The organism is Halalkalibacterium ligniniphilum, assembly GCF_000334155.1.
Classification (GTDB): Bacteria; Bacillota; Bacilli; order Bacillales; family Bacillaceae_D; genus Halalkalibacterium; species Halalkalibacterium ligniniphilum.
In genome coordinates, this window is sequence record NZ_ANNK01000072.1 from 56,182 (window position 1) to 78,577 (window position 22,396).

General features: G+C 39.7%; 22 protein-coding genes and 1 pseudogene. 16 read left to right on the plus strand and 7 right to left on the minus strand.

Annotation, left to right across the window (positions count from 1 at the left end; translation table 11 throughout):
* Positions 1 to 330: 330 nt before the first annotated feature.
* Both def and BLT_RS24420 read right to left on the minus strand, forming a co-directional pair.
* The gene (gene def / locus BLT_RS0107270; RefSeq protein WP_017727122.1) at positions 331 to 876 is read right to left on the minus strand and encodes a peptide deformylase; all 546 of its coding nucleotides are present in this window, start codon (positions 874 to 876) and stop codon (positions 331 to 333) included.
* A gap of 125 nt (positions 877 to 1,001) precedes the next feature.
* Positions 1,002 to 1,082, minus strand: a pseudogene (locus tag BLT_RS24420) (YjcZ family sporulation protein); the annotation flags it as partial.
* A 393-nt stretch (positions 1,083 to 1,475) separates the two neighbouring features.
* Between BLT_RS24420 and BLT_RS0107280 the strand changes: the two are divergent.
* From BLT_RS0107280 to BLT_RS0107305, 6 genes are all read left to right on the plus strand, one after another.
* Positions 1,476 to 2,126, plus strand: coding sequence for a YkyA family protein (locus BLT_RS0107280; protein WP_017727124.1), 651 nt, complete (start codon positions 1,476 to 1,478; stop codon positions 2,124 to 2,126).
* Between the two features lie 501 nt (positions 2,127 to 2,627).
* The gene (gene pdhA, locus BLT_RS0107285) at positions 2,628 to 3,713 is read left to right on the plus strand and encodes a pyruvate dehydrogenase (acetyl-transferring) E1 component subunit alpha (protein WP_017727125.1); all 1,086 of its coding nucleotides are present in this window, start codon (positions 2,628 to 2,630) and stop codon (positions 3,711 to 3,713) included.
* A 3-nt stretch (positions 3,714 to 3,716) separates the two neighbouring features.
* A complete protein-coding gene (locus BLT_RS0107290; protein ID WP_017727126.1) occupies positions 3,717 to 4,694 on the plus strand; it encodes an alpha-ketoacid dehydrogenase subunit beta in 978 nt (325 codons plus the stop codon).
* A 225-nt stretch (positions 4,695 to 4,919) separates the two neighbouring features.
* A complete protein-coding gene (locus BLT_RS0107295; RefSeq protein ID WP_017727127.1) occupies positions 4,920 to 6,221 on the plus strand; it encodes a dihydrolipoamide acetyltransferase family protein in 1,302 nt (433 codons plus the stop codon).
* 3 nt (positions 6,222 to 6,224) lie between these two features.
* Positions 6,225 to 7,634 (plus strand): dihydrolipoyl dehydrogenase, encoded by a 1,410-nt coding sequence (gene lpdA / locus BLT_RS0107300; RefSeq protein ID WP_017727128.1) that lies wholly within the window; start codon positions 6,225 to 6,227, stop codon positions 7,632 to 7,634.
* Between the two features lie 189 nt (positions 7,635 to 7,823).
* Entirely contained in the window at positions 7,824 to 8,126 is a 303-nt protein-coding gene (locus BLT_RS0107305) for a hypothetical protein (protein ID WP_152414300.1), read from the plus strand.
* Between the two features lie 45 nt (positions 8,127 to 8,171).
* Here BLT_RS0107305 and BLT_RS0107310 read toward each other — a convergent pair whose 3' ends face one another.
* A complete protein-coding gene (locus BLT_RS0107310) occupies positions 8,172 to 8,585 on the minus strand; it encodes a hypothetical protein (protein WP_017727130.1) in 414 nt (137 codons plus the stop codon).
* Positions 8,586 to 8,789: 204 nt separating this feature from the next.
* Positions 8,790 to 10,301 carry a glycine betaine uptake BCCT transporter gene (locus BLT_RS0107315; protein ID WP_017727131.1) on the minus strand — a complete coding sequence of 504 codons (1,512 nt, stop codon included), beginning with the start codon at positions 10,299 to 10,301 and terminating at the stop codon, positions 8,790 to 8,792.
* A 573-nt stretch (positions 10,302 to 10,874) separates the two neighbouring features.
* On the opposite strand from BLT_RS0107315, the gene BLT_RS0107320 reads away from it, so the two are divergent.
* On the plus strand, positions 10,875 to 11,957 hold the full coding sequence (locus BLT_RS0107320) for a M23 family metallopeptidase (RefSeq protein ID WP_035425678.1): 1,083 nt from the start codon (positions 10,875 to 10,877) through the stop codon (positions 11,955 to 11,957).
* Between the two features lie 58 nt (positions 11,958 to 12,015).
* On the opposite strand, the gene BLT_RS0107325 is transcribed toward BLT_RS0107320, so the two are convergent.
* Positions 12,016 to 12,435 carry a DUF1885 family protein gene (locus tag BLT_RS0107325; protein ID WP_017727133.1) on the minus strand — a complete coding sequence of 140 codons (420 nt, stop codon included), beginning with the start codon at positions 12,433 to 12,435 and terminating at the stop codon, positions 12,016 to 12,018.
* Positions 12,436 to 12,634: 199 nt separating this feature from the next.
* Here BLT_RS0107325 and BLT_RS0107330 point away from each other — a divergent pair, with 199 nt between their 5' ends.
* From BLT_RS0107330 to BLT_RS0107355, 6 genes are all read left to right on the plus strand, one after another.
* Positions 12,635 to 13,081 carry a hypothetical protein gene (locus BLT_RS0107330; RefSeq protein WP_017727134.1) on the plus strand — a complete coding sequence of 149 codons (447 nt, stop codon included), beginning with the start codon at positions 12,635 to 12,637 and terminating at the stop codon, positions 13,079 to 13,081.
* A 227-nt stretch (positions 13,082 to 13,308) separates the two neighbouring features.
* A complete protein-coding gene (locus BLT_RS23025) occupies positions 13,309 to 13,434 on the plus strand; it encodes a GapA-binding peptide SR1P (RefSeq protein WP_017727135.1) in 126 nt (41 codons plus the stop codon).
* Positions 13,435 to 13,651: 217 nt separating this feature from the next.
* Positions 13,652 to 14,620, plus strand: a complete 969-nt coding sequence (locus BLT_RS0107340; protein WP_017727136.1) for a YncE family protein — start codon at positions 13,652 to 13,654, stop codon at positions 14,618 to 14,620.
* Positions 14,620 to 15,303: a response regulator transcription factor gene (locus BLT_RS0107345; protein ID WP_017727137.1), complete on the plus strand. Its 684-nt coding sequence runs from the start codon at positions 14,620 to 14,622 to the stop codon at positions 15,301 to 15,303. Before BLT_RS0107340 ends, BLT_RS0107345 begins: the two co-directional genes overlap by 1 nt.
* Positions 15,300 to 16,688 carry a sensor histidine kinase gene (locus BLT_RS0107350; protein ID WP_017727138.1) on the plus strand — a complete coding sequence of 463 codons (1,389 nt, stop codon included), beginning with the start codon at positions 15,300 to 15,302 and terminating at the stop codon, positions 16,686 to 16,688. Before BLT_RS0107345 ends, BLT_RS0107350 begins: the two co-directional genes overlap by 4 nt.
* Before the next feature lie 207 nt (positions 16,689 to 16,895).
* On the plus strand, positions 16,896 to 17,624 hold the full coding sequence (locus BLT_RS0107355) for a FixH family protein (protein WP_017727139.1): 729 nt from the start codon (positions 16,896 to 16,898) through the stop codon (positions 17,622 to 17,624).
* A 204-nt stretch (positions 17,625 to 17,828) separates the two neighbouring features.
* Here the strand turns inward: BLT_RS0107355 and BLT_RS0107360 are convergent, their stop codons facing one another.
* Positions 17,829 to 19,304 (minus strand): aminotransferase class I/II-fold pyridoxal phosphate-dependent enzyme, encoded by a 1,476-nt coding sequence (locus tag BLT_RS0107360; RefSeq protein ID WP_017727140.1) that lies wholly within the window; start codon positions 19,302 to 19,304, stop codon positions 17,829 to 17,831.
* 313 nt (positions 19,305 to 19,617) lie between these two features.
* On the opposite strand from BLT_RS0107360, the gene BLT_RS0107365 reads away from it, so the two are divergent.
* Together BLT_RS0107365 and BLT_RS0107370 are read left to right on the plus strand one after the other, a co-directional pair.
* Positions 19,618 to 20,577, plus strand: a complete 960-nt coding sequence (locus BLT_RS0107365) for an NAD(P)H-dependent flavin oxidoreductase (RefSeq protein WP_017727141.1) — start codon at positions 19,618 to 19,620, stop codon at positions 20,575 to 20,577.
* 32 nt (positions 20,578 to 20,609) lie between these two features.
* A complete protein-coding gene (locus BLT_RS0107370) occupies positions 20,610 to 20,885 on the plus strand; it encodes a UPF0223 family protein (protein ID WP_026105028.1) in 276 nt (91 codons plus the stop codon).
* Between the two features lie 192 nt (positions 20,886 to 21,077).
* On the opposite strand, the gene BLT_RS0107375 is transcribed toward BLT_RS0107370, so the two are convergent.
* Entirely contained in the window at positions 21,078 to 21,704 is a 627-nt protein-coding gene (locus BLT_RS0107375) for a YktB family protein (protein ID WP_017727143.1), read from the minus strand.
* A gap of 314 nt (positions 21,705 to 22,018) precedes the next feature.
* Here BLT_RS0107375 and BLT_RS0107380 point away from each other — a divergent pair, with 314 nt between their 5' ends.
* Positions 22,019 to 22,207, plus strand: a complete 189-nt coding sequence (locus tag BLT_RS0107380; protein WP_017727144.1) for a hypothetical protein — start codon at positions 22,019 to 22,021, stop codon at positions 22,205 to 22,207.
* Positions 22,208 to 22,396 lie beyond the last annotated feature (189 nt).

A 22,396-nucleotide genomic window follows, 5' to 3' on the forward strand; every position in this document is an offset into this window, starting at 1 on the left:
TTACGATTTTCTTTCGTAATTTGCGTAACATGCTGTTCACTCCTTTCATAATAAACAAGCAAATCCGATGATCTGATTAAAGGGTTTTACTTCATTTTTGAAACAGGGGAAGAATAAAATCAAAAGGTGAGCATTTATTGTTCGATTTAAAAAGGGAACGATGATCAATTTTTTCCGAATAATAGAGTGTTCTTAGTATGTGTATATAGCAATAAATCGTGCGAGGAAATTATTGGGGGTTGAGCTGTGGGGTGTGAGGAAACGAAAATGGATTAATCATTTTTTTACAAAACAAAAGACTGTTGAGAGAAGAACCCAACAGTCTTTTGCTTACAATGGAGGAAGTTCCTGTTTTAATTTGTCTTTAAAGCCTTCTATTCGATCATAGAACATAATCCCATTTAAATGATCAATTTCGTGTTGAAAGACGATAGAGACAAGACCACGCAAACGAAGAGTGATTTCTTCTCCTTCAAGTGTCGTAGCCTTTACGGTTAATCGGGAATAGCGTGGAACAATTCCTGGGATATCACGGTCGACAGAAAGACATCCTTCACCATTTTCTAAATGAGTAAGCTCGACAGAATGACTGATGATTTTTGGATTAAATAGTCCGAGACTGTACTCCTGTTCTTGTTCATCTGTAACATGGACAGCGATCATTCGTTTGCTAATGCCGATTTGTGGAGCCGCCAGCCCGACGCCAGGACGTAATTGATATTTCTCAGCAATTTCAGGATCCTGGCTATTTATTAAAAACTCCAACATTTGTTGTAACGTTTTTTTATCTTCGTCAGATGCAGGTAAAGGTACTTCTTCTGCCACTTTTCTAAGCACAGGATCGCCTTCGCGTACGATGTCCTTCATTGTTAGCATGGTTGGTTCACTCCTTTTCTTCTCTATAATAACTTTATGATGAATAAAATCAAGGCTCAAGTTCAATTCAGAAATAAAAGAAAAAGACTCAAGTTAACAATGATGTTAACTTGAGCGTTTTAACATTAGCAATGGCCGAATTTTGATGCTCCAACAATAATGAGAAGAATGAACAAGACGACTATTAAAGCAAATCCTCTACCGCAATGACGACCGTAATACCCTGCACCAGCAACAGGTGCAACAGGTGCACCGTAGCCATAACCACAAGGGTCGTAACAACCATATCCGTGCCCGTACATTGAACAGACCTCCTTTTTCTTTGGATCGCACCTTGTGCGACTCACTAATACTTTATGCAGGACGGAAATAGATGGTTGGATGAATACCTATTTTTTCAAAATAACGAAACCATTCACCTAGGATTGGAAGACATATAATGTTGTGAAACATCATAGAATGTCCGTGGTAAGTAAGCAAAATCATATTTTTTATAAACCTAGGAACGTTGCCGCAAAAAGAAAAGCTGTTGTCATTTTGTGGATTTTTGGATAGTGTTTAGTGGACGAGGTTAAACGGATAAAACAAGGAGGGAGACGGTGAGTGAGTTCAAAAAGATAGTTGGGATTTTGCTATTGATGGGTATGATGATAGGCTGTGCAAATACGGCATCGGAAGAGGTTTTTGTACATCTTGAGGAAGCGGTTGAGCTGGAAAATGCGTTTGCAGAACAACAGCAATTACTTCTTAGTGCAGAAGAAAAAGAGCATGCATTGTACGAAGAGATGATTGCTCTTGGTATGGAAGCGTATGAAGAAATTGTAGAAAGGTCAAATGAAGCCATTGCTTTAGTTGAGGAACGTCTACGAATCATGGATGTAGAAAAAGAAAGCATTGAAGCAAGTTACAAGGAGTTTCGTGAAGTTGAAGCATATGTTTCGGAAGTAGATGAAGGAGCACCACGAAATCAATTAAAGGTGCTTGTTGAAACGATGAGCAAGAGGTATGATCGGTATCAACTTTTATATACTAACTACAGGGAAGCAGCTGAGCTTGATCGGGCATTATATGAAATGCTGCAAGACAAAGAATTAACGATTGAAGCATTACAAAAACAAATTAATAAGGTGAATGAAAAATATGCAACGGTGGATGAACATAAAGAGGCATTCAACGAATTGACCAGAGCGTACAATGAAACGAAAAAAAGCTTTTATGAAGCTGCTAAGCTTGACGTCCTCTATGAATAGGATGTGAAGCTTATTTGTTTGTCCTTGTTCATTATAAACCCAGCTAATTAAGGGTTGAACTGTATTAGTTTGTCTGCATTTTGATATATAACAGAATAAATTAAACTTGTGATATCTTGCACAAAGATACTTTGATGTTTGTAGATAAGACAAAAGGATTGACGAATTTGTCAGAGGTAAGGTAGACTAATTATCGTAGGATAAATTGTATTACTTTTTTTGAAATATGACTAATACAGATGATGGAACTCTGTAAAGTCTATGCTGTGTAAGCAATGAGTGAAGCAGTATTTTGTGTTTGATTCACCTCAAGACGAAAGCATTTCAAATGAATCCATCGGTCTTGTTTAGAGATTTAACGATAAATCTCGGTTATGTAAGGGTGTTGAATGGGTATCCTATTTGAAGGAGTTTTTTCTGTTAGTCGTGAATCGTCAAAACACAACCGTTACTTAAAAGGTAGGTTAAATTTTGATAAGAGAAAGGAAGAGGTGAAGGTAAGTGAGTACAAAAACGTTAGAGCAAGTTGAAAATCAATTTGAAACGTTTCAAATTTTAAATGAAGAAGGCGAAGTTGTAAATACAGCCGCGATGCCGGAACTTAGTGATGAACAGCTTCAAGAGTTAATGCGTCGTATGGTCTATACACGAATTTGGGATCAACGCGCCATTTCATTAAACCGCCAAGGACGCCTTGGTTTCTATGCGCCAGTAGCAGGACAGGAAGCGTCTATGCTTGGGTCGCAATTTGCCTTAGAAAAAGAGGATTGGATCTTACCTGGATACCGTGACATTCCGCAAATCGTTTTTCATGGTCTTCCATTATATCAAGCGTTCCTTTGGTCTCGTGGACACTTCCATGGTAGTCAATTTCCAGAAGGTTTGAACATTGCTGTCCCACAAATTATCATTGGTGCACAAATTGTTCAGGCAGCTGGTGTTGCCCTTGGTCTTAAACGCAAAAAGAAAGAGAACATTGTCATTACATATACAGGTGATGGTGGTGCGTCTCAAGGGGACTTCTATGAAGGGATGAACTTTGCAGGTGCGTACAATGCTCCAGCAGTGTTTGTTGTTCAAAACAACCGTTTTGCGATTTCCGTCCCAGTAGAAAAGCAATCTGCTGCAAAAACAATTGCTCAAAAAGCTGTAGCGGCTGGTATTGAAGGTATTCAAGTGGATGGTATGGACGTGCTTGCAGTGTATGCTGCGACACAGGAGGCTCGTAAGCGCGCGCTAGCTGGTGATGGGCCTACACTTATTGAAACGCTTTGCTACCGCTATGGTCCACACACGATGGCTGGTGACGATCCAACTCGTTATCGGACGTCTGAACTTGATGATGAGTGGACAAAGAAAGACCCGCTTGTTCGTTTCCGGAAATTCCTGGAAGGTAAAAAGCTATGGAGTGAAGAGAAAGAAAACGAAGTCGTCGAACAAGCGAAAGAGGATGTTAAAAAAGCGATCAAGGAAGCGGATAACACACCAAAGCAAAAAGTAACAGATTTGCTTGGCTTTATGTTTGAAGATGCTCCTGTTAACATTCGTGAGCAATTGGAAGAATATACGGCAAAGGAGTCGAAGTAACCAATGGCACAATGGACTATGGCTCAAGCGATTACCGATGCAATGCGCAATGAGCTAAATAAGAATGAAGATGTTCTCGTATTTGGTGAAGACGTTGGTAAGAATGGCGGCGTATTCCGTGTAACAGAAAATCTACAAAAAGAATTTGGAGAAGATCGTGTATTTGATACACCTCTTGCTGAGTCAGGTATCGGTGGTTTGGCGATTGGTCTTGCTTTAACAGGTCATCGTCCTGTTATGGAGATTCAATTCTTCGGCTTCGTGTTTGAAGTATTTGACTCGATCGCTGGTCAAATGTCACGCTGGCGTTTTCGTTCAGGGAATACTCAAACAATGCCAATTACAGTACGCTCACCTTTTGGTGGTGGGGTTAAAACACCTGAAATGCATGCAGATTCCCTAGAAGGTTTGATGGCTCAAACACCGGGTGTGAAAGTTGTTATTCCATCAAATCCGTATGATGCAAAAGGTCTTCTTATTTCTGCTATCCGTGATAATGACCCGGTTGTATTTCTTGAGCATATGAAGCTGTATCGTTCATTCCGTCAAGAAGTACCAGAGGAAGAGTATACGATTCCTCTTGGGAAAGCGGATATTAAGCGAGAAGGAAAAGATGTAACGATTATCGCTTATGGTGCAATGGTACAAGCCTCATTGAAGGCAGCAGAAGAGCTTGCTGAAGAGGGCATTGATGCGGAGGTTATCGATTTAATGACAGTGAGTCCATTTGATGTGGAAACCGTTATCGCATCTGTGGAAAAAACAAGCCGCGCAATCGTTGTTCAAGAAGCTCAAAAACAAGCGGGTATCGCAGCAAATGTTGTAGCTGAAATTACAGAGCGAGCCATTCTTTCACTTGAAGCGCCTGTTTTACGTGTGACTTCACCTGACACGGTTTATCCGTTTGCTGCAGTTGAGGATTCTTGGCTTCCAAATCATAAAGACATCGTTGAAAAAGCAAAAGAAGTTGTAAACTTCTAAACAACTGAAATGGATTGTCCTTGTTATTTATACAAGGAAACGATTATGGAAAGGAAACTAACGACAATCTTTCTAGATGCTTTTGTGTAAACGAAGGTATGAGCAAACGTTTGAGTGAGGCAATCGACTTTAATGTCATGCGTTGTTTAAAACTTTTGTAGAAAGGTGTCGTTCTTTCCTTTTATGCAATAAGCTTTAGAGTTATAATAAAGGAGGCGCTTAGTTTTGGCTTACGAATATAAACTGCCTGAAGTTGGTGAAGGGATTCACGAAGGCGAGATTGTAAAATGGTTTGTAAAACCAGGAGACGAAGTAAAAGAAGATGATATTTTACTTGAAATTCAAAACGACAAATCGGTTGTTGAGCTTCCATCTCCAGTCGATGGAAAAATCCTTGAAATAAAAGTTGAAGAGGGAACGGTCAGTGTTGTAGGTGATGTCCTTCTTACAATTGATACGGGTGAGGAATCAGCTGAAAGCTCTGATGCAGAAAGCAATGATAAACAGGAAGAGGCTTCTTCTGAAGAAAAGAAAAAAGAAACGTCTAAGGTGAAAGCTGCTTCAGCACCAGAAAAAGAAGATAACGAGGAAATAGCTGGAAATCGTGTCATTGCCATGCCTTCTGTTCGTAAATACGCTCGTGAAAAAGGCGTTAACATCCAAAGCGTACAAGGTTCTGGAAAGAACGGACGTATCGTGAAGAATGACATTGATGCATACTTGTCTGGTGATCAAAAGGTAGAGAACGCTGAAGAAGTAACTGGTCAAGAATCAGCTGAAGAAACAAAATCAGTTCAACCAGCAGCATCAGCCGTATCAAGTGAACAGCTTGAAGAGCGCGTTCCACTTAAAGGAATTCGCAAAGCGATTGCCAAAGCAATGGTTAACTCAAAACATACGGCACCACACGTGACACACCTTGACGAAGTAGAAGTATCAGCACTTGTTGCTCACCGCAAACAGTATAAGCAAATTGCTGCTGAGCAAGGAACAAAGCTTACGTACTTGCCTTATGTTGTCAAAGCCTTAACATCAGCTCTTCGCAAGTATCCAGCATTGAACGCATCAATTGATGACGATGCCCAAGAAATTGTCTACAAAAAGTACTTTAACATCGGTATCGCTGCTGATACGGATCAAGGTCTTGTCGTACCTGTTGTAAAAGATGCAGACCGCAAATCAATTTTCGCCCTGGCAGATGAAATCAATGAGCTAGCTGTAAAAGCGCGTGATGGTAAGTTAAGCGGTGCTGAAATGAAAGGCGGATCTGCTACAATTTCTAACCTTGGCTCGGCAGGTGGACAATGGTTCACACCTATCATTAACCACCCTGAAGTCATGATTTTAGGAATCGGACGCATTGAAGAAAAGCCGGTTGTGAGAAATGGAGAAATTGTCATAGCGCCAATGCTCGCTCTATCCATTAGCTATGACCACCGCCTTGTTGACGGTGTGACAGCACAAAACGCACTCAATCAAGTGAAACGCTTGCTAAACGATCCACAATTACTGTTAATGGAGGGGTAACACATGGTTGTCGGGGATTTCGCAAATGAAGTAGACACACTGGTCATTGGTTCTGGCCCAGGGGGCTATGTTGCAGCAATTCGTGCAGCACAGCTTGGACAAAAGGTAACGATTGTTGAGAAAGATACACTTGGCGGGGTTTGTTTAAATGTTGGTTGTATCCCATCAAAAGCATTGATTTCTGCAGGACATCGTTATCATCATGCAAAGCACTCAGATGATATGGGGATTGTCGCTGAAAATGTTTCCGTAAACTTTGAAAAGGTTCAAGAGTGGAAAGCTTCTGTTGTGAAGAAGCTAACTGGTGGCGTAGAAGGCTTACTTAAAGGGAATAAAGTCGAAATTGTAAAAGGAGAGGCTTACTTCTCTTCTGAAGATTCTGTTCGGATTATGGACGACAAGAGCTCATCAACGTACAAGTTCAAGAATTGTATTATTGCTACAGGGTCGAGCCCGATTGAACTTCCGAGCTTCAAATATTCAGATCGCGTTATTAACTCAACAGGTGCTCTTGCACTTAAAGAAATACCAAAGAAAATGGTTGTCATCGGTGGCGGCTACATTGGTATCGAGCTTACAGGTGCATTTTCCAATCTAGGTACAGAAGTTGTTGTTCTTGAAGGTGGAAAACAAATTCTTCCTGGATTTGAAAAGCAAATGGCGAAGCTTGTTGAGCGTAAGTTAAAGAAAAATGGCGTAGCCTTCCATACAGATGCGATGGCAAAAGGTGTTGAAGAAACTGACACTGGTGTCAAAGTAACTGCTGAGATAAAAGGGAAAGAAGAAGTTATCGAAGCTGATTACGTGCTTGTTACAGTCGGTCGTAAGCCGAACACTGAAGAAATCGGTCTTGAAGGAATTGGCATTGAGCTAACAGAAAAAGGTCTAATTAAAGTAGATAAACAATGTCGTACGAGCGTTAAAAATATTTTTGCGATTGGTGACATTGTTGAAGGTCCTGCTCTTGCTCACAAAGCATCCTACGAAGGAAAAGTTGCTGCTGAAGCAATTGCAGGAGAAGCATCTGAAGTTGACTACTTAGCGATTCCGGCTGTTGTATTCTCTGATCCTGAACTTGCAACAGTAGGCTACACAGAAGCAGAAGCGAAAGAAGCTGGCTATGATGTGGTTGCTTCGAAATTTCCTTTTGCAGCAAATGGACGTGCGTTGTCACTTAACGATTCTGATGGCTTCTTAAAGCTAATTACTCGTAAAGAAGACGGTCTTGTCCTAGGTGCTCAAATTGCAGGACCTAGTGCATCTGATATGATTGCTGAGATCGGCTTGGCAATTGAGACAGGCATGACAGCAGAGGATATTGCGTTAACGATTCATGCGCACCCTTCTTTAGGTGAGATCACTATGGAAGCTGCTGAAGTTGCGTTAGGCACACCGATTCATATTGTAAAGTAATGGATTTTATAAAAAGCTGCTGAGAATTGCTCAGCAGCTTTTTATTTTACAAAAACACAAGGATCTTGTATTTTTCTTGCACCCTGAAAAAAAGGGCTTTTATACAGTATAATTCACACTTGACAAGTAGGAATTATGTGAATAGAATGATTATAGAAAAAAAACCGATGCTTAGGTGGAGGAGACGTTATGATGCGATGGATTAGACGTTGGTTTCGATCAGCTACATCAAGTATGATTACCATACCTTTGCCTTTATTGTTTAATGAGAAATTTATGAGAGAGCATACAACGTTTATCAGTTGGCATGCGTTTACAGAAGCTGAAAAAGAGTTCTCTACTCTTGAGAATCAAATAAGGAAGGGCATGGACCCGAAATTAGACCATTTTGTTCAGAACCATACTTCTTTTCAAAGCTGGAGAGAAATGAAAGAGAAAGCCGAGGAGGAATATTATAAGCAATATCCCTATGGGCCATCTCCGATATTATAAAAACCTCACCTGAAAAATCAGGTGAGGTTTTGCTGTGAAAAGGGCTTAAACATTAGATAGTTGAAGAAAAAATGACGTGCTGTCAAGCTCGAGATTAAATGCTTGTTCGAAGATATGGATGATCTCTTCTTTGCTTTTCTTTCCTTGGATTTTTAAAAAAATATCTTCTTCATGAATGATAAGCATTGTTGGAAAGACATCAATGTCAAAATGGCGAACGAGATGACGCTCATTTGAATCAATGACTTGAACAGGAGGAACTTGATTAGGGTACGCATGCTGTAATTCTAGTAAAGCATCATAATAATCGTTTTCATCACTTAATGACTGTGGGTGTGAAAACAAGACAGTCATCACTTCATCTTCACCACTAGCTAAAGGATTAGGATTTAATGAACCAAGGGCGGAAAAGCAGCCAGCCAATACGAATAATGAAAAAATGATAACTAGATGCTTCATTCGTACGTTCACTTCCTTATAAACAAAAAGTTAACTTATACTAGTTAATATCTGTCATTTTATCATGCCATTAGTCAGATCGGTGATTAGTAACAAAATTGTAATCTAATAGAAATATTACCATTAAGTATTAAGTAATAAAACCTCCGTCTATCGTTTGAACGATAATGGAAGGTTTTAAGTGAAAATAGTCTAAAATAGTTATTATTTCTTTTTTCTTAAATCGGCATGCTCCTGCTGTAGTGATTTCACCAACGAAGCAATCATCAGAATCATGATGATTGTAAATGGCAAAGCTGCAATAATTGCAGCAGTCTGTAGAGCACCTAATCCTTCCTCAGATGTTAACAAAACAGCTGCGGAAGCTGAAATAATGATCCCCCAAATGAATTTCATTGAATTCGAAGGGTTTAAATCACCATTGGTTGTTTGAATACCTAACACAACCGTTGCTGAGTCAGCTGATGTAATAAAGAAGGAAGCGATAAGGAAAACAGCTAAAATGGACATAAATGTCCCAAACGGTAAGTATTCAAGCAAGGAAAAAAGAACAACCTCCATTCCGAGCTCTCCCATGATTCCGTTTATATCGACAAGACCTTCTCGTTGCAAATGAATCCCCGTTCCACCAAAAACACTGAACCATAAAAAGCTGAAAAGGGATGGAACAGCAAGAACCCCAATAACAAATTCACGAATCGTCCGCCCTCGAGATACTCTTGCAATAAAGGAACCGACAAATGGTGCCCATGAAATCCACCAAGCCCAATAAAAGATGGTCCATCCTTCTACCCAGCTTGATTCTGGGTCATACACATCTAAACGGAAACTCATACTTGGGAGGTTTTGAAGGTAGCCACCAATCGTTTGCGTAAATACACCCAACAAAAAGCTTGTAGGACCCATAATAAGGACAAAAAACATTAAGAAGAGTGCAAGGTATATGTTGAAAATACTCAAATACCGTATGCCTCGATTGATACCTGAAAGTGCAGAGAGCATAAATAGAATGGTTACAACAATAATGACAATAAGTTGTAGCAGCTGCCCGTTGAGCGAGCTAATCCCTGGTGATAAATAGGATAGACCAGCAGAAATTTGAGCTGCACCAAAGCCGAGGGAAGTGGCAACGCCAAAAATTGTCGCAAAAACAACAATAACGTTAATCGTCGTTCCGAGACCACCTTCTACACGATCGCCTAGCAAAGGACGAAAAGCAGCGCTCATGACTCCAGGTGCATCTTTACGGTAGCTGAAATAAGCTAAGGCAAGGGCGACAACAGCGTAAATTGCCCACGGGTGAAAGCCCCAATGGAAAAAAGAAAAGCGCATTGCTTCACCAGCAGCTTGGTTTGTTTCTGGGTCTGCTATCGGTGGAGAAAAATAATGATAGACAGGTTCAGCAACACCCCAAAAGACAAGGCCAATTCCCATCCCAGCAGTAAATAGAAAGGAAAACCAAGTAAAATAACTATATTCGGGTTTTTCATCTGGTTTCCCTAAGCGGATTTTACCGTAAGGGCTAAAGATTAAATAAATGGCAAAGAGCAAAAATCCAGTAGCGGAAAGCAAATAAAACCATCCAAGTTCGTTTGTAATAAATGTGTTAACGGTAGATGTTACATTTTCTAAATTTTGAGGTGCCAATATACCCCAAAGAATGAAGGCAAAGGCAATGATAACAGAAATAATAAAAACAGGTGTTAGTTTTTTCATTCTTCGTATCCTTTCAATATCGTAATTAGGGCAAAAAAGTGGATTTTATATAGAGAAAAATTACTGTATTTTAAACCCCTATTTCGACAGATTTCAACCCTTTTTTTACTTTTGTGACAGAATTCGTACACCATGATTATATCTTTTTAGGGGAAATATAGAAAGAAAGAGGCATCATTCCAAGAGGAAAATCTCTATTTTTGATTATTATGGATTGTCATTCTATGAATAAATCACAAACAGGAACCGATTCGCTATCATTAGTATGTTCATGACAGAAAGGCTTATACAATGTTCGATTCCATATTCTTTCTTTGTTAGGATAAAGGCGACTGTTGTAAAGGAAAGAGATAGTTGAGTTCCTTATTTAAACAGGGTAATGCACGAGCAAAGATGGACCTGTGATATCTGGGGAAAATTGTAATTGAACCTTAAGGAAAAAGGCTATGAATTTGTCTCCCCTAATCAGATTATGTCAAAAAAAAAGAAATGGATGAAAGGTAACTTGCATGGAAGGGACAAAGTACGATAAAATGGCTTTCGATGATGATTTTAGAGATTGTGAGGACGGAAATGTTGAACGAAAAAAAAGTATTTTGGTTAAGCGTGCTTGCTGTAATGATGCTTATTGGCTGTCAAGCAAACGGAGGCAATGTTACTGATGACCAAAATCAATCTGAAAGTCATGAAGATGTAAATGATTCAGTAAAACAAATACCTTTTACAGTAGCAGAAAATGAAGTAAGAGTGGTCGTCGATGATTTGACGGAAGCTGTTGAAGGCTCTTATGAATTTGATGAAGTAAATCGAACCCTTTCGCTTACGATTCATGATGACTCCTATTATTTAATCGACGGGGTCCCTGTGCTTGAGCGAAATGGAGAATATGTAGCAAGTGATGATATTTATTTGATTGAAGAGAATGGAGAGCTCTATTTGCCTGCTGCCTTTTTAGAGCAAGGGATGGGACTTGAGTTGAACTATGGCGAAAGTCAAGTTGCCTTTCAATGGTTTGGACCTACAGAAAGGGTTGGAGGTCCGCCAGAGAACTTTGATGTAGAAAATTGGGATGTAGAAACAATGGTCGAATATCTTTCCTTCCTTGAAAAACCAATTAAAAATGCACAAGTAAGTACGATTGAGAGTCATTTGCCTGGAGCTCCACGTGAATATCGAAACGGCTTCCATGAAGGAATCGATTGGTATGATTTTGCGTCTGGAGGAGACATTACGACAGAAACGCCGATTTACGCAATGGCAGATGGGGTTGTTGTGAGAGCAGATCATGACTATGAGGAATATTCTTCTCCAGAGGAAAGAGATAAAGACCTAGCTCTAGCCACTGAACTTGGTGAGACACCAGAATATATTTTTGATCGACTTCGGGGGCAGCAAGTATGGGTTCAATATCAAAATGGCGTCATGAACCGTTTTGCTCATTTAAGTAGTATCCCTGAATCAATTAAAGTCGGGGATCGGGTTAATTCTGACACCGTGATTGGCTATGTTGGCAATTCTGGGACAAGCAGTGCTGTAAATCAACAATTTGACGAGGGGCTGCACCTTCATCAAGATTTGTTGATTTATGGGGAATTGTTTTGGAAACCACTAACATTAGAAGAAACAAAAGAAGTATTGACAACCATATGGAATTAACTTGTACAGCCCCGTTTGACGAGAATGGTCTCGACAAAGCGGGGCTGTAATATATAAGTTAATAGCGCAACACGCGGCCGTTATATAAGTGTACTGCTCCTTTAAATTGCTTCCCAAGAAATTTGCAAAATTCAATGGCCTTACCTTTATCACCGTGAGTGGAGCTGTCTACTAAATACACATGAATAATCGACTTTGACGTGATTATTTCTTCGTTTTCATTTTGCGTAGCTTCATTTTCGATGGCGAACACAATGTAACGATAAAGAGGATTCATTCCTTTTAAATAAAAGGCATCATTTTCTTGCCCTTCTAATGGAACGATTTTGTACGGGAAAGCAGCTTCCTTATATTCCCAATCAAGTTGATTACCTGTTTTAATGGTCATGTGTTGATAACGCTCTAATTGACTTTTCACGAGTTCTACTGTCATTGGCTCTGTTGGTTGAGGTATTTGAATCAATGCGTGAGACGACATGAAAAGCAGCTCCTTTTTTTCTAATCGTAGCATAGACAAGAAACTGCCACAACAGAAAATTCTGACTATTACACTTTCGATAATCATTCTGAACATTATAAGATCTTATCCTGCTGAATATGGTATTCTATATGGTATAGATAACTATTCTCCGAACAACAAAAGGACATTGCATATTTGTGGGGTTGGAGGTATGAGCGTGGATAAGTCACAGCTGTTAGATGAGTTACGTTTAGAAGTAGGGACAGTACCTGATTTCGCCAATACCCTTACTGATTTTTATAACGGTATCGTGCAAAAGCTGGCACGTCCAATGGAAACAAATTTTGCTGTCAGCATTTATGAAGCGGGGGAGAGCGCATTTTACCGAATCGCAAGTGTTGGCTTAGCGCCTTTTTCCTTTAAGGTACAATTTGGGAAAGGTTTGCTGAGCTTAACTGCAATACGAGGAAAATTACAGATTGTTCAAAATCAATATAGGCAGACTGTCGTTTCTCCTTACTATGAGGGTCATCACTTAATTGGCCAGCTTGTCGTTTCCATTCCCATTGCCGAATATGTCATTTCAGAAGAAGATGTAATTTTTTTAAAAGAGGTAACACGGTTTATTGAGGTAAATAAAAAGAGATATCAAGCGTTACTCTAAGTGTGAAAAGCCTTCAGCGTTGAGGGCTTATTTTGTTATGCCTTAAAAGCGTCTAAGTAATAAAAACCATTCGTGAATATAATCATAATAACAATGGAAAAGGACATAATGGTGCTTGAAATCATTTAATGTGTTATACAAATTGGTGTTGACAAATGAATTGTGCCATATTATATTCTTAATAAGAGAAAATTAAACGCTTACAACAAGTTTAAGGAGATGAGAACATGGGTATTATCGTTTGCCAGTCTTGCAATCAAACAATCGAGCACTTTGAAGAAGAAAAGGTAACGACGCTATACGCAAAATGTCCTAGTTGTAGCGAGAAAAAACAATACACTGTGAAAAAATAAATAGATGAATGAAAAATGGGGTTCCCTTTTAAGGGAGTCCCATTATTTTTTTAGACGTTAAGTTTTTAAGAATAAGTTTTAGGCACGTTGTTCTATTGAGAGTAGTTCTAGTTAAAATTTTTGGATTTCATCGTTATTTCACAATTCCATGTTAAGATGGGCTTAAATAGCATAGTCAAAATAAATAAATGATTGTTGGCTTGAAAAGGAGAAAGAAATGAATCGTTTGCTCTTTGTTTGTTTATTTGGCGTGTTGGCCTTTCTAAATGCATGTTCGGAGCGAAGCCTAGAAATTCCTCAATCAGATTCATCCTTACTTATCGTATCACATGTGAAAGAACAAACATTGACCTTTATTGATCCACTACATAAAGAAGTTCTTTTATCCGAAGATAGTCGATTTCCGCTCACGGAAATGGTAACAATTGCTGATGGCAAAATGATAGCATCGAGTCAAAGTGAAAGTTTTCTCATTCTTTATGACCTGCAAAAGGGTAAGAGTAGGCCTTTTCTTGAACTAAATCAAGGGTTGACTGCATTAAAGTATGAAGCAGCATCTAACTTTCTTTTTGTAGCGGATATTAAAAATGACCAGGTGCATCGTATTGATATTGAAAAAGAAGAGCTTGTCAATAGCATCGATGTTGGTGCTTATCCAAACGCCTTAGAATTAGGAAATGGACAGCTGTTTGTTCTGAATGGTGATAGCAATAGTGTGACGATTCTTGATATCGCCAATGATAAGGTGGTTAAAACGTTTCCTGTCTTAAACCGACCATCTGGTATGTATTTTGATGGGGAATATCTTTGGATTGGTGGTCATGGTACATTTGGTCAATTAAATCAAAATATACATGTGTATAATCCTGAAACAGGTAAAAAAATACGAGAAATTGAGGTAGGGCTAATGCCAGTGGCGTTTTATGGAGATGAAACATCACCATTCATATATGCGCTATGCCATGGAGAACATACATTATCTAAAATTCATAAGGAAACGTATGAAGTGGTGGATAAAATTGAAGTTGGACAAAATCCCAACTTTGTATACGGGAATAAGGAATCGTTATTTGTGAGTAATCTTGATGGTGACTCGATCTCCTTGATTGATCGGGCGACATTTAAGGTGAAGGATGAGCTTATCGTTCCATCAGGCCCTTATATGATTGTTTTGGAGGAAGATTGATGAATAAGCCTTTTCAAATTTTAGTAGTAGATGATGAAAAAGAATTACTCGAACTTGTTGTCTATTATCTTGAAAAAGAAAAATATACGGTGATAACTGCAAAAAGCGGGGCAGAAGCTCTTCAATTGCTTGCTTTGCAGCCGATTGATCTGGTTGTTTTAGATATTATGATGCCTGATATGGATGGGTTTACGGCTTGTGAAAAAATCAGGGCGTTCTCCTCCATTCCAATTTTGATGCTAACAGCTAGAAGTAGTGAAGAAGATAAAATTAAAGGACTTAGAATCGGAGCAGATGATTACATTATTAAACCTTTTAGTCCGAAAGAATTGGTTGCGCGAATTGAAGCAGCGTTAAGGCGGGCAAATGGATTACAACCCATACACATGATAACCATACATGAGCTGAAAATAGACAAGAGTGGACGACTTGTTTTTGTCGATGAGCAACCAGTCAATGTGACGAGAAAGGAATTTGAGTTATTGCTTTTTTTAGTCGAGCACAGAGGACAAGTCTTTACGAGAGAACATCTTCACCATCGTCTATGGGGAATGGATACAGAAAAAGGAACATTACGGACAGTCGATACCCATATTAAAACATTACGATTAAAATTGAAATCAGCAGGTCAGTACATTAAGACCGTTTGGGGGATCGGCTATAAATTTGAGGAAACCGCATGAAGTATTGGTCGATTAAAAAGAAAGTGTGGCTTGCCGTTGTTTTGACAGCTATCGTGATGATGATTGGAGCAGTCAGTCTAACCTTCTTCTTATATGAACGTCTCTATATTGAAAAACAGGTTGACTTATTGGTGATGCAAGGTGAAGAGCTTGCTCGATTTTATGACGAATACGGGGCAGATGCTCATTTTCAAGAGCGCTTAACGTGGACGGAACAAAGCATAGATGCTGATGTGCTTTTTACCGATGATCCGATGCAATTAGGAAGTGGTGCACCGTTTGAACCTTATTCCTATGAAAATTTGATTACGTTTGAGGAAAGACAACAGCTGCTAGATGGTGAGACAGTTGTCATCAGGCGCTCCCATCCTCATTTTCATCAAGATATTTTAGGTGTGGCTGTTCCGCTGTTTTTAAATGAGCATCTTTCAGGCGCTGTGCTCTTATCGATGCCGTTGTCAGAAGTTCATGAACCGTTTTTACAATTACGGATGCACCTCGCGAGTACAATCATTTTAGTTGTGATGCTTGTCGTCTTTATCGGCAACAAAATGATCCATAATGTCGTCCAACCGTTAAGTGATATGAAGCGAGTTGCAAAAATAATGGCAGATGGTGATTTTTCAAGAAGAATACCGGAATCTACTAGAGGTGATGAGCTAGGTCAGCTTGCTCGCTCGTTTAATTCGCTCTCTTCCTCACTAGAAAAAGTTGAGCAAAACCGTCGCGAATTTCTTGCAAATGTATCTCATGAGCTACGCACACCATTAAGCTATATGAAAGGCTATGCAGAGGCAATGGCTGAAGGAGTGATTAAACAAAAAAAAGGACTCATGATTATTCAAAAGGAAGCAAATCGCTTGGAGCGTCTTGTCAATGACCTGCTTGATTTGGCACAATTAGAAGGTGATTCTTACCCCCTTCAATTTGAACCGATCGCCTTTGCTCAGCTCATTAATGATGTGATTGAGCCTTTTGAATGGATTGCTGCACAAAAAAACATTCGCATCATTCGAAAATTGGACGAGGATAGCATTATTCATGGAGATAGTGATCGCCTTGAACAAGTGATTCGCAATTTGCTCGATAATGCGATTCACTATACACCACCTGGTAAATCAATCACTCTTGCCTTAACAACTACGAATAAAGTGTCCAAGCTCGTTATTACTGATGAGGGAGCTGGCATACCAGAGGAAGATTTACCGATTGTAACAGAGCGTTTTTATCGGGTTGACAAAGCAAGAACACGCCAAAACGGGGGAACTGGTTTAGGTCTAGCGATTGTCTCACAGATTATTAAAAAGCACGGTGGAACATTTGAGCTTTCTTCAAGGGTTGGTCAAGGGACCAGCGCTCGGATCACGTTGAAAAACGCAGAATGATGTTGGTGTCAACAGATAAAGGATTGGCTTGCTTATTTAAAGGACATTGAAGCGATTTGTGAACATTTCCTTAACAACTGCTAGACTTCACTAAGGTTTCACAACTTTTTAATAGACTAGAAAAAACGTAAGAAAGGAAAACACTTGGTTTGTGATCGTTCGCCGTTGTAGGTTATTTTAAAAAAATTAAATGAGGTGAAAATTATAATGAAAAAGAAATGGTTTATGACGTTCGTTGCGTCATTCATCGTAATGACAGCATGTGGTCCAAATGAGGAAGGGCAAGAGGGGAATGAAATTGTAGATGAACTTACACCGATAGAGGTTGAATTAAGTGTTCCTGAAAAAGCTGAAGTAGGTGAAACCGTAACTTTTTCAAGTACTGTTACGCAGGGTGATGACCTGGTCGATGATGCGAATGAAGTCGTGTACGAAATTTGGTTAGAAGGTCAAAAAGAGCAAAGTGAAATGATCGAGGCCGACACGCAGGAAGAGAATGTCTACTTGCTTAATTATCTATTTGAAAAGGCTGGTTTGTATCATGTTCAAACCCATGTAACCGCTCGTGGGCTGCATCGAATGCCGACAGCAAATATTCAAGTAGGAGAAGCTGAGGAAAATAAAGAAGCACATCATGAAACAACCCATGAACATGAACATGAGCATATGAATGGTGTAGAATTAGACACAAAAGTAGAGAATGATCGAATCGTTGTTCAAATTGCTGTTGAAGGTTCTGCGTTTACTGGAGGAAAGGTGACCCTTGAAATGTGGCAGCAGGGTGATGAGCAACATCAATGGTTGGACTTTACAGAAGTTGGAAACGGAGAATATGAATTGCGCAACATTGAGACGTTTTCTGGACTGTATTCAGCTGTCGTTCACATTGTTGATGAAGAGGTACATGAGCACGTAGACATTGAACTTGAGTTTTAATCATGAATGGCATCAAAAAAAAGCTAACCAAGGATGAATTTGGTTAGCTTTTTTTAAAAGCTTAAAAAAATCCATTCGATGATGTCTAGCGTAAGTGCTAAGCCGCTTGAGAAGGCTTCAGTCTGTTAATGGTTTCCTAAAAATAGCAATACATAGGCAGGTTTCCGTCACTTGTTGCGGCTGAGCTAAGCGCTTGTGCTTGTATTATTGAATTGCCTCATATTCCTTGATAACACGAAGGGCTTTGAAGGTTGCATCTTCCGGTCCTTGAACGGGCAAGCCTGCCTTCACATTTTTCGTAATATAATCAAGGTTTTCTTGTGAAATAATCTCTCCAGGAATGAGTATCGGGATGCCTGGTGGATAAACCATCACAAACTCTGCAATCGTCCGTCCAGCCGATTCGGCAAAGGGCACAACTTCTGTTTCTGCATAAAAGGCATCCCGTGGTGACAGAGCAAGGGTTGGAATATTCGGCGCATACACGGGAATCGGCTCACGGATCTCAATGCGATTTTTTTGTAAGCGAGAAAGCTCTGTTAAAGCTTGTACTAACAAATCAAGTTCTTCTTTCGTATCACCAAAGGAAACAATGCAGAGAATGTTATATAGGTCAGATAGCTCCACTTCGATTTGATAATGCTTTCTAAGCCAGACCTCAACATCATAGCCTGTAATTCCAAGGTTTTTCACGGAGATAATTAATTTTGTTGGATCAAAGTCATAAGTGGCTTTTGTGCCGAGAATCTCTTTTCCAACACAGTATAAGCCATTGATTTGATTAATTCGTTCCCTTGTGTGTTCGGCTAATTCAATGGCACGTGAGATGAGTTCATGACCATTTGTCGCTAATTGCTTTCGTGCAACATCTAATGAAGAGAGAAGCAAATAGGACGTTGACGTTGTCGTCAGCATGCTGATGATTGACTGAACGCGTTTTGGTGAAACGAGGCCTTCCTTCACGTTCAGGACAGAGCTTTGTGTCATTGAGCCACCTAACTTATGAACGCTCGTTGCTGCCATGTCCGCCCCAGCCTGCATCGCTGATAGTGGTAGCTGATCATGAAAGTGAATATGAACGCCGTGCGCCTCATCCACAAGAACAGGGATGTCACTCTCATGAGCAATGTCGACAATTTTCTTCAAATCTGCAGAGATTCCAAAATAGGTCGGGTTAATGACGAGCAAAGCTTTGGCATCAGGGTGTGTTTTGACTGCTTTTTCCACGGCATCTGTTGTGATTCCATGGGAAATACCTAACGATTTATCAATTTCAGGGTGAATGAACACAGGTGTTGCGCCTGAAAAAATAATGGCAGACATGATTGATTTATGGACATTTCGCGGAACAATGATTTTATCTCCGGGACCACAGACTGCCATAATCATGGTCATAATCGCGCCGCTTGTACCTTGAACAGAAAAAAAGGTGTGATCGGCTCCGAAGGCTTCTGCAGCTAGTTCCTGCGCTTCTTTAATGATCCCGTGTGGATGGTGGAGATCATCTAAAGGGCCAATGTTAATTAAATCAATTGATAAGGCATTTTCACCTATAAATTCGCGAAATTCAGGGTCGATGCCTGCGCCTTTTTTATGACCGGGAATATGAAATTGTACAGGTTGTTTTTTTGCATGTTCAACGACACCTGTGAAAAGGGGTGTTCGATGTTGTTGTGACAAAGGGGTCACCTCATTCTTTCTAAAAATAGCCTTGGATGTGGCAGAAAACAAAGAAGAGTATATCAAATTCAAGTATAGATGCCTAGTAGGAAACGATGGTTTTCAGACAAAAATATGTCCTTACATTTTAGTTGTCACATTTATGGTACAATTATACAGAAACAGTATGATTCATTTCTCTCCTAACACAGGATAGTTACGAGACGTAAAGTAAAATTGTGCATCTTCAAAGAAGGGATGCGAGGGTAAGTACTTAATTGTAATTTCATCCCAAAAGGATTTCTAAGTGTTTTGCTTGAGGAGGAGAATCGAAATGTGGGAAACGAGGGTCACTTCATTATTAGGAATCGATTACCCGATCATACAAGGAGGATTAGCGTATCTTGCTTATTCAAACCTAGCTGCCGCTGTTTCTAATGCAGGAGGGCTTGGTCAAATTACGGCTATGTCCTTAGATTCACCTGAAGCGTTAAGGCGTGAAATTGAAAAGGTTCGTGAAAAAACAGAACGTCCATTTGGCGTGAATTTTGCGATTGGACAGCAGGGTCGCCCTTATGAGGAAATGCTGAAAGTCGCCATTGATGAAAAAGTACCTGTTGTCTCCATGACAGGGGGGAACCCCGCACCGATCATAGAAAGACTTGAAGGGACAGGGATAAAAAAGCTTGTCCTTGTTGCGGCAAGACGGCAAGCGGTAAAGGCTGAAGAGCTTGGAGCAGATGCTGTCATGGTCGTAGGCCAAGAGGGTGGCGGTCATCTTGGACGTGATGATACAGGTACAATTGTTTTAATCCCTCAAGTTGTTGAAGCGGTTTCCATTCCTGTCATTGCTTCAGGAGGAATTGGCGATGGGAAGGGGATGATGGCTGCCTTTGCTCTTGGGGCTGAAGGAATTGAGATGGGAACGAGGTTTATTGCGACCCAAGAGTGTGTACATGCTCATCAGCTTTATAAAAATCGATTAGTTGAAGGAACGGAGCAAGATACAATTGTGATAAAGCGTGGAATCGGCGCTCCTGGCCGCGCAATTCACAATCAATGGACAGAGAGAATTCTAGAAATTGAAGCGAGAACCCCTACGTATGAAGCGTTAAAAGAGTATATCAGTGGTCAAGCAAACAAAGCCTATATTTATGAGGGGAAAGAAAGTCAAGGCTTTGCTTGGGCAGGACAAGTGATGGGACGAATTCACGATATTCCAACGGTTGCTGAACTGTTTAGAAGAATGCTATCGGAAGGGGAGCAGATCCGAAAGCGTTGGGGATTAAAATAAGGAAGTCAACAATAAGGAAAGGACTGAAGCTTGTGGAAACGTATATGCCAATCTCTCTTGACTGGTCAACAGAAGAAGTGATTGATGTTATCGAATTTTTACAAGGGATTGAAAAGGCGTATGGAGAAGGGATTAGCCGGGAACAACTATTAGCCTTATACCGTCGCTTTAAAGAAATCGTTCCATCAAAAAGTGAGGAAAAGCAGTTATTTAAAAAATTCGATGAAGAAGTCGGCGTCTCTTGTTATCACACAATAAAAAAAGCAAGAGAAAATGAATTGTTGAAAGTCATCAAAATGGAAAAATAGGTTATAATGCTGGCGTTGTAGATTTTTCTTTTAAGTAAAAAGAGGCTGGGACATAAAAGAGTTTTTATTGATGAGAAATCCGAACGTCATGATCGTTGCTGCATAGCCTTCGCTTCGGAAATATCCTTCGCTAAGGTTGTGCATTGTTCGCATGTTCAATCATACACGTTCGTTATGTCCCAGCCCTGTCCTTTATTCGAATGAGAGCCTATAAAGTGGCATAAGGGTTGCAAACGTTTCTTTTGCTAGAGCAAGGAAAGCCTCACCATCTTGTAAAATGGGGTCTGTTGACGGGATGTGACGACCTACTAAAAATTCTGCCTTCTTCACATCTCGGAATCGTTCAAGGTGCTTGATCAGCTCAGCGTCTGTCAGCTTGCCGAAGGAATATGCATCCTTTTTCATATGGTCAAGGGAAATGACATAGTTGCTTGGAATCGTCTGCTTCACTTTCGTAAGATTATTCAACAGTTTTTCGGCAATTTCCTCCTTATGTGGGAGCTCATAAATATAGGCGAGCCAAAGAAATACATGGTCGTCAAATAGACCGACTTGAAAATGTGGATGTTTTTTATAGCCACGCTTATTATCGCAAATGGCAAGCCATGTATCTTTCGGAGGGTTGACCGTACGTCGTGCATGCTTTGCAATATGTACAAACATTTCATTTCCAGCTAAAGCTGTAATATCATCACAAAGAATGTCACCGATTTCTTTGAATTTCGGTTGAATACGATCTCGAATCGCTTCCATGCGTCCGTCTAAATCATTAATTTGAAACGTGTTAAAATCATTTTGTGTAAATCCTTGAAAACTCACGTGAAATACTCCTTTCAGCCTTCTTTGTCATGAGATTAGTTTAACATAATCATCCGCTGTTCACACAAATTATGATTTAAGTGACTCAAGCTACCATGAATTGAGTAGATTCTTTTAGCTGGTTTTTCTTTTCACATAAGCTGTATGTCACAAATTTCTATCTACGTTCCTATCACAAACAGTTGCATTTTTTTATTCTTTCACATATTATAGAATATAATCAGTTTAAATATCTGAATTTTTCGTTAATGTTTTAGTTGTTTAACCTTCTGTTGTTTCGCGATACTTTATTGTGAAAAGGAGTGTAGGTTACCATGGAACAAGTCATTCAAACGTTTAAACGTAAAGATGGAGAAAAGAGAATTCCTGTTTTGCGACTTGAAATTGATTATGAACTGATGACATTACATGATGCAATGCTTGCAGAAGATCTTGAGACCATGAACTCCTCCAAGCGACGTTTAGAGAAATTTCGGCAAGAGCTTATTCGATTAGAAGCATAAAAATTATTTAACAATAAATTTTTAAAAGTGCGGGCGGACCGCACTTTTTTATATTATATGGGTTTAAAACCACGTGTTCTACACGTGTGAAAATAAAACTTCTAGAGTGGTAAAGTGACAGAAAAAATCTCCAATCGTTATAATAGAAGATGGCCGTCAAACCAACTTCTAAAAAACGAAAGGAGATCT

Excerpts from the sequence above, each read along its gene's own strand:
- def (WP_017727122.1), bottom strand. The coding sequence starts at position 876 with ATGCTAACAATGAAGGACATCGTACGCGAAGGCGATCCTGTGCTTAGA.
- BLT_RS0107290 (WP_017727126.1), top strand. The coding sequence starts at position 3,717 with ATGGCACAATGGACTATGGCTCAAGCGATTACCGATGCAATGCGCAAT.
- lpdA (WP_017727128.1), top strand. The coding sequence starts at position 6,225 with ATGGTTGTCGGGGATTTCGCAAATGAAGTAGACACACTGGTCATTGGT.
- BLT_RS0107305 (WP_152414300.1), top strand. The coding sequence starts at position 7,824 with ATGATGCGATGGATTAGACGTTGGTTTCGATCAGCTACATCAAGTATG.
- BLT_RS0107310 (WP_017727130.1), bottom strand. The coding sequence starts at position 8,585 with ATGAAGCATCTAGTTATCATTTTTTCATTATTCGTATTGGCTGGCTGC.
- BLT_RS0107315 (WP_017727131.1), bottom strand. The coding sequence starts at position 10,301 with ATGAAAAAACTAACACCTGTTTTTATTATTTCTGTTATCATTGCCTTT.
- BLT_RS0107320 (WP_035425678.1), top strand. The coding sequence starts at position 10,875 with ATGTTGAACGAAAAAAAAGTATTTTGGTTAAGCGTGCTTGCTGTAATG.
- BLT_RS0107325 (WP_017727133.1), bottom strand. The coding sequence starts at position 12,435 with ATGTCGTCTCACGCATTGATTCAAATACCTCAACCAACAGAGCCAATG.
- BLT_RS23025 (WP_017727135.1), top strand. The coding sequence starts at position 13,309 with ATGGGTATTATCGTTTGCCAGTCTTGCAATCAAACAATCGAGCACTTT.
- BLT_RS0107340 (WP_017727136.1), top strand. The coding sequence starts at position 13,652 with ATGAATCGTTTGCTCTTTGTTTGTTTATTTGGCGTGTTGGCCTTTCTA.
- BLT_RS0107345 (WP_017727137.1), top strand. The coding sequence starts at position 14,620 with ATGAATAAGCCTTTTCAAATTTTAGTAGTAGATGATGAAAAAGAATTA.
- BLT_RS0107350 (WP_017727138.1), top strand. The coding sequence starts at position 15,300 with ATGAAGTATTGGTCGATTAAAAAGAAAGTGTGGCTTGCCGTTGTTTTG.
- BLT_RS0107355 (WP_017727139.1), top strand. The coding sequence starts at position 16,896 with ATGAAAAAGAAATGGTTTATGACGTTCGTTGCGTCATTCATCGTAATG.
- BLT_RS0107365 (WP_017727141.1), top strand. The coding sequence starts at position 19,618 with ATGTGGGAAACGAGGGTCACTTCATTATTAGGAATCGATTACCCGATC.
- BLT_RS0107380 (WP_017727144.1), top strand. The coding sequence starts at position 22,019 with ATGGAACAAGTCATTCAAACGTTTAAACGTAAAGATGGAGAAAAGAGA.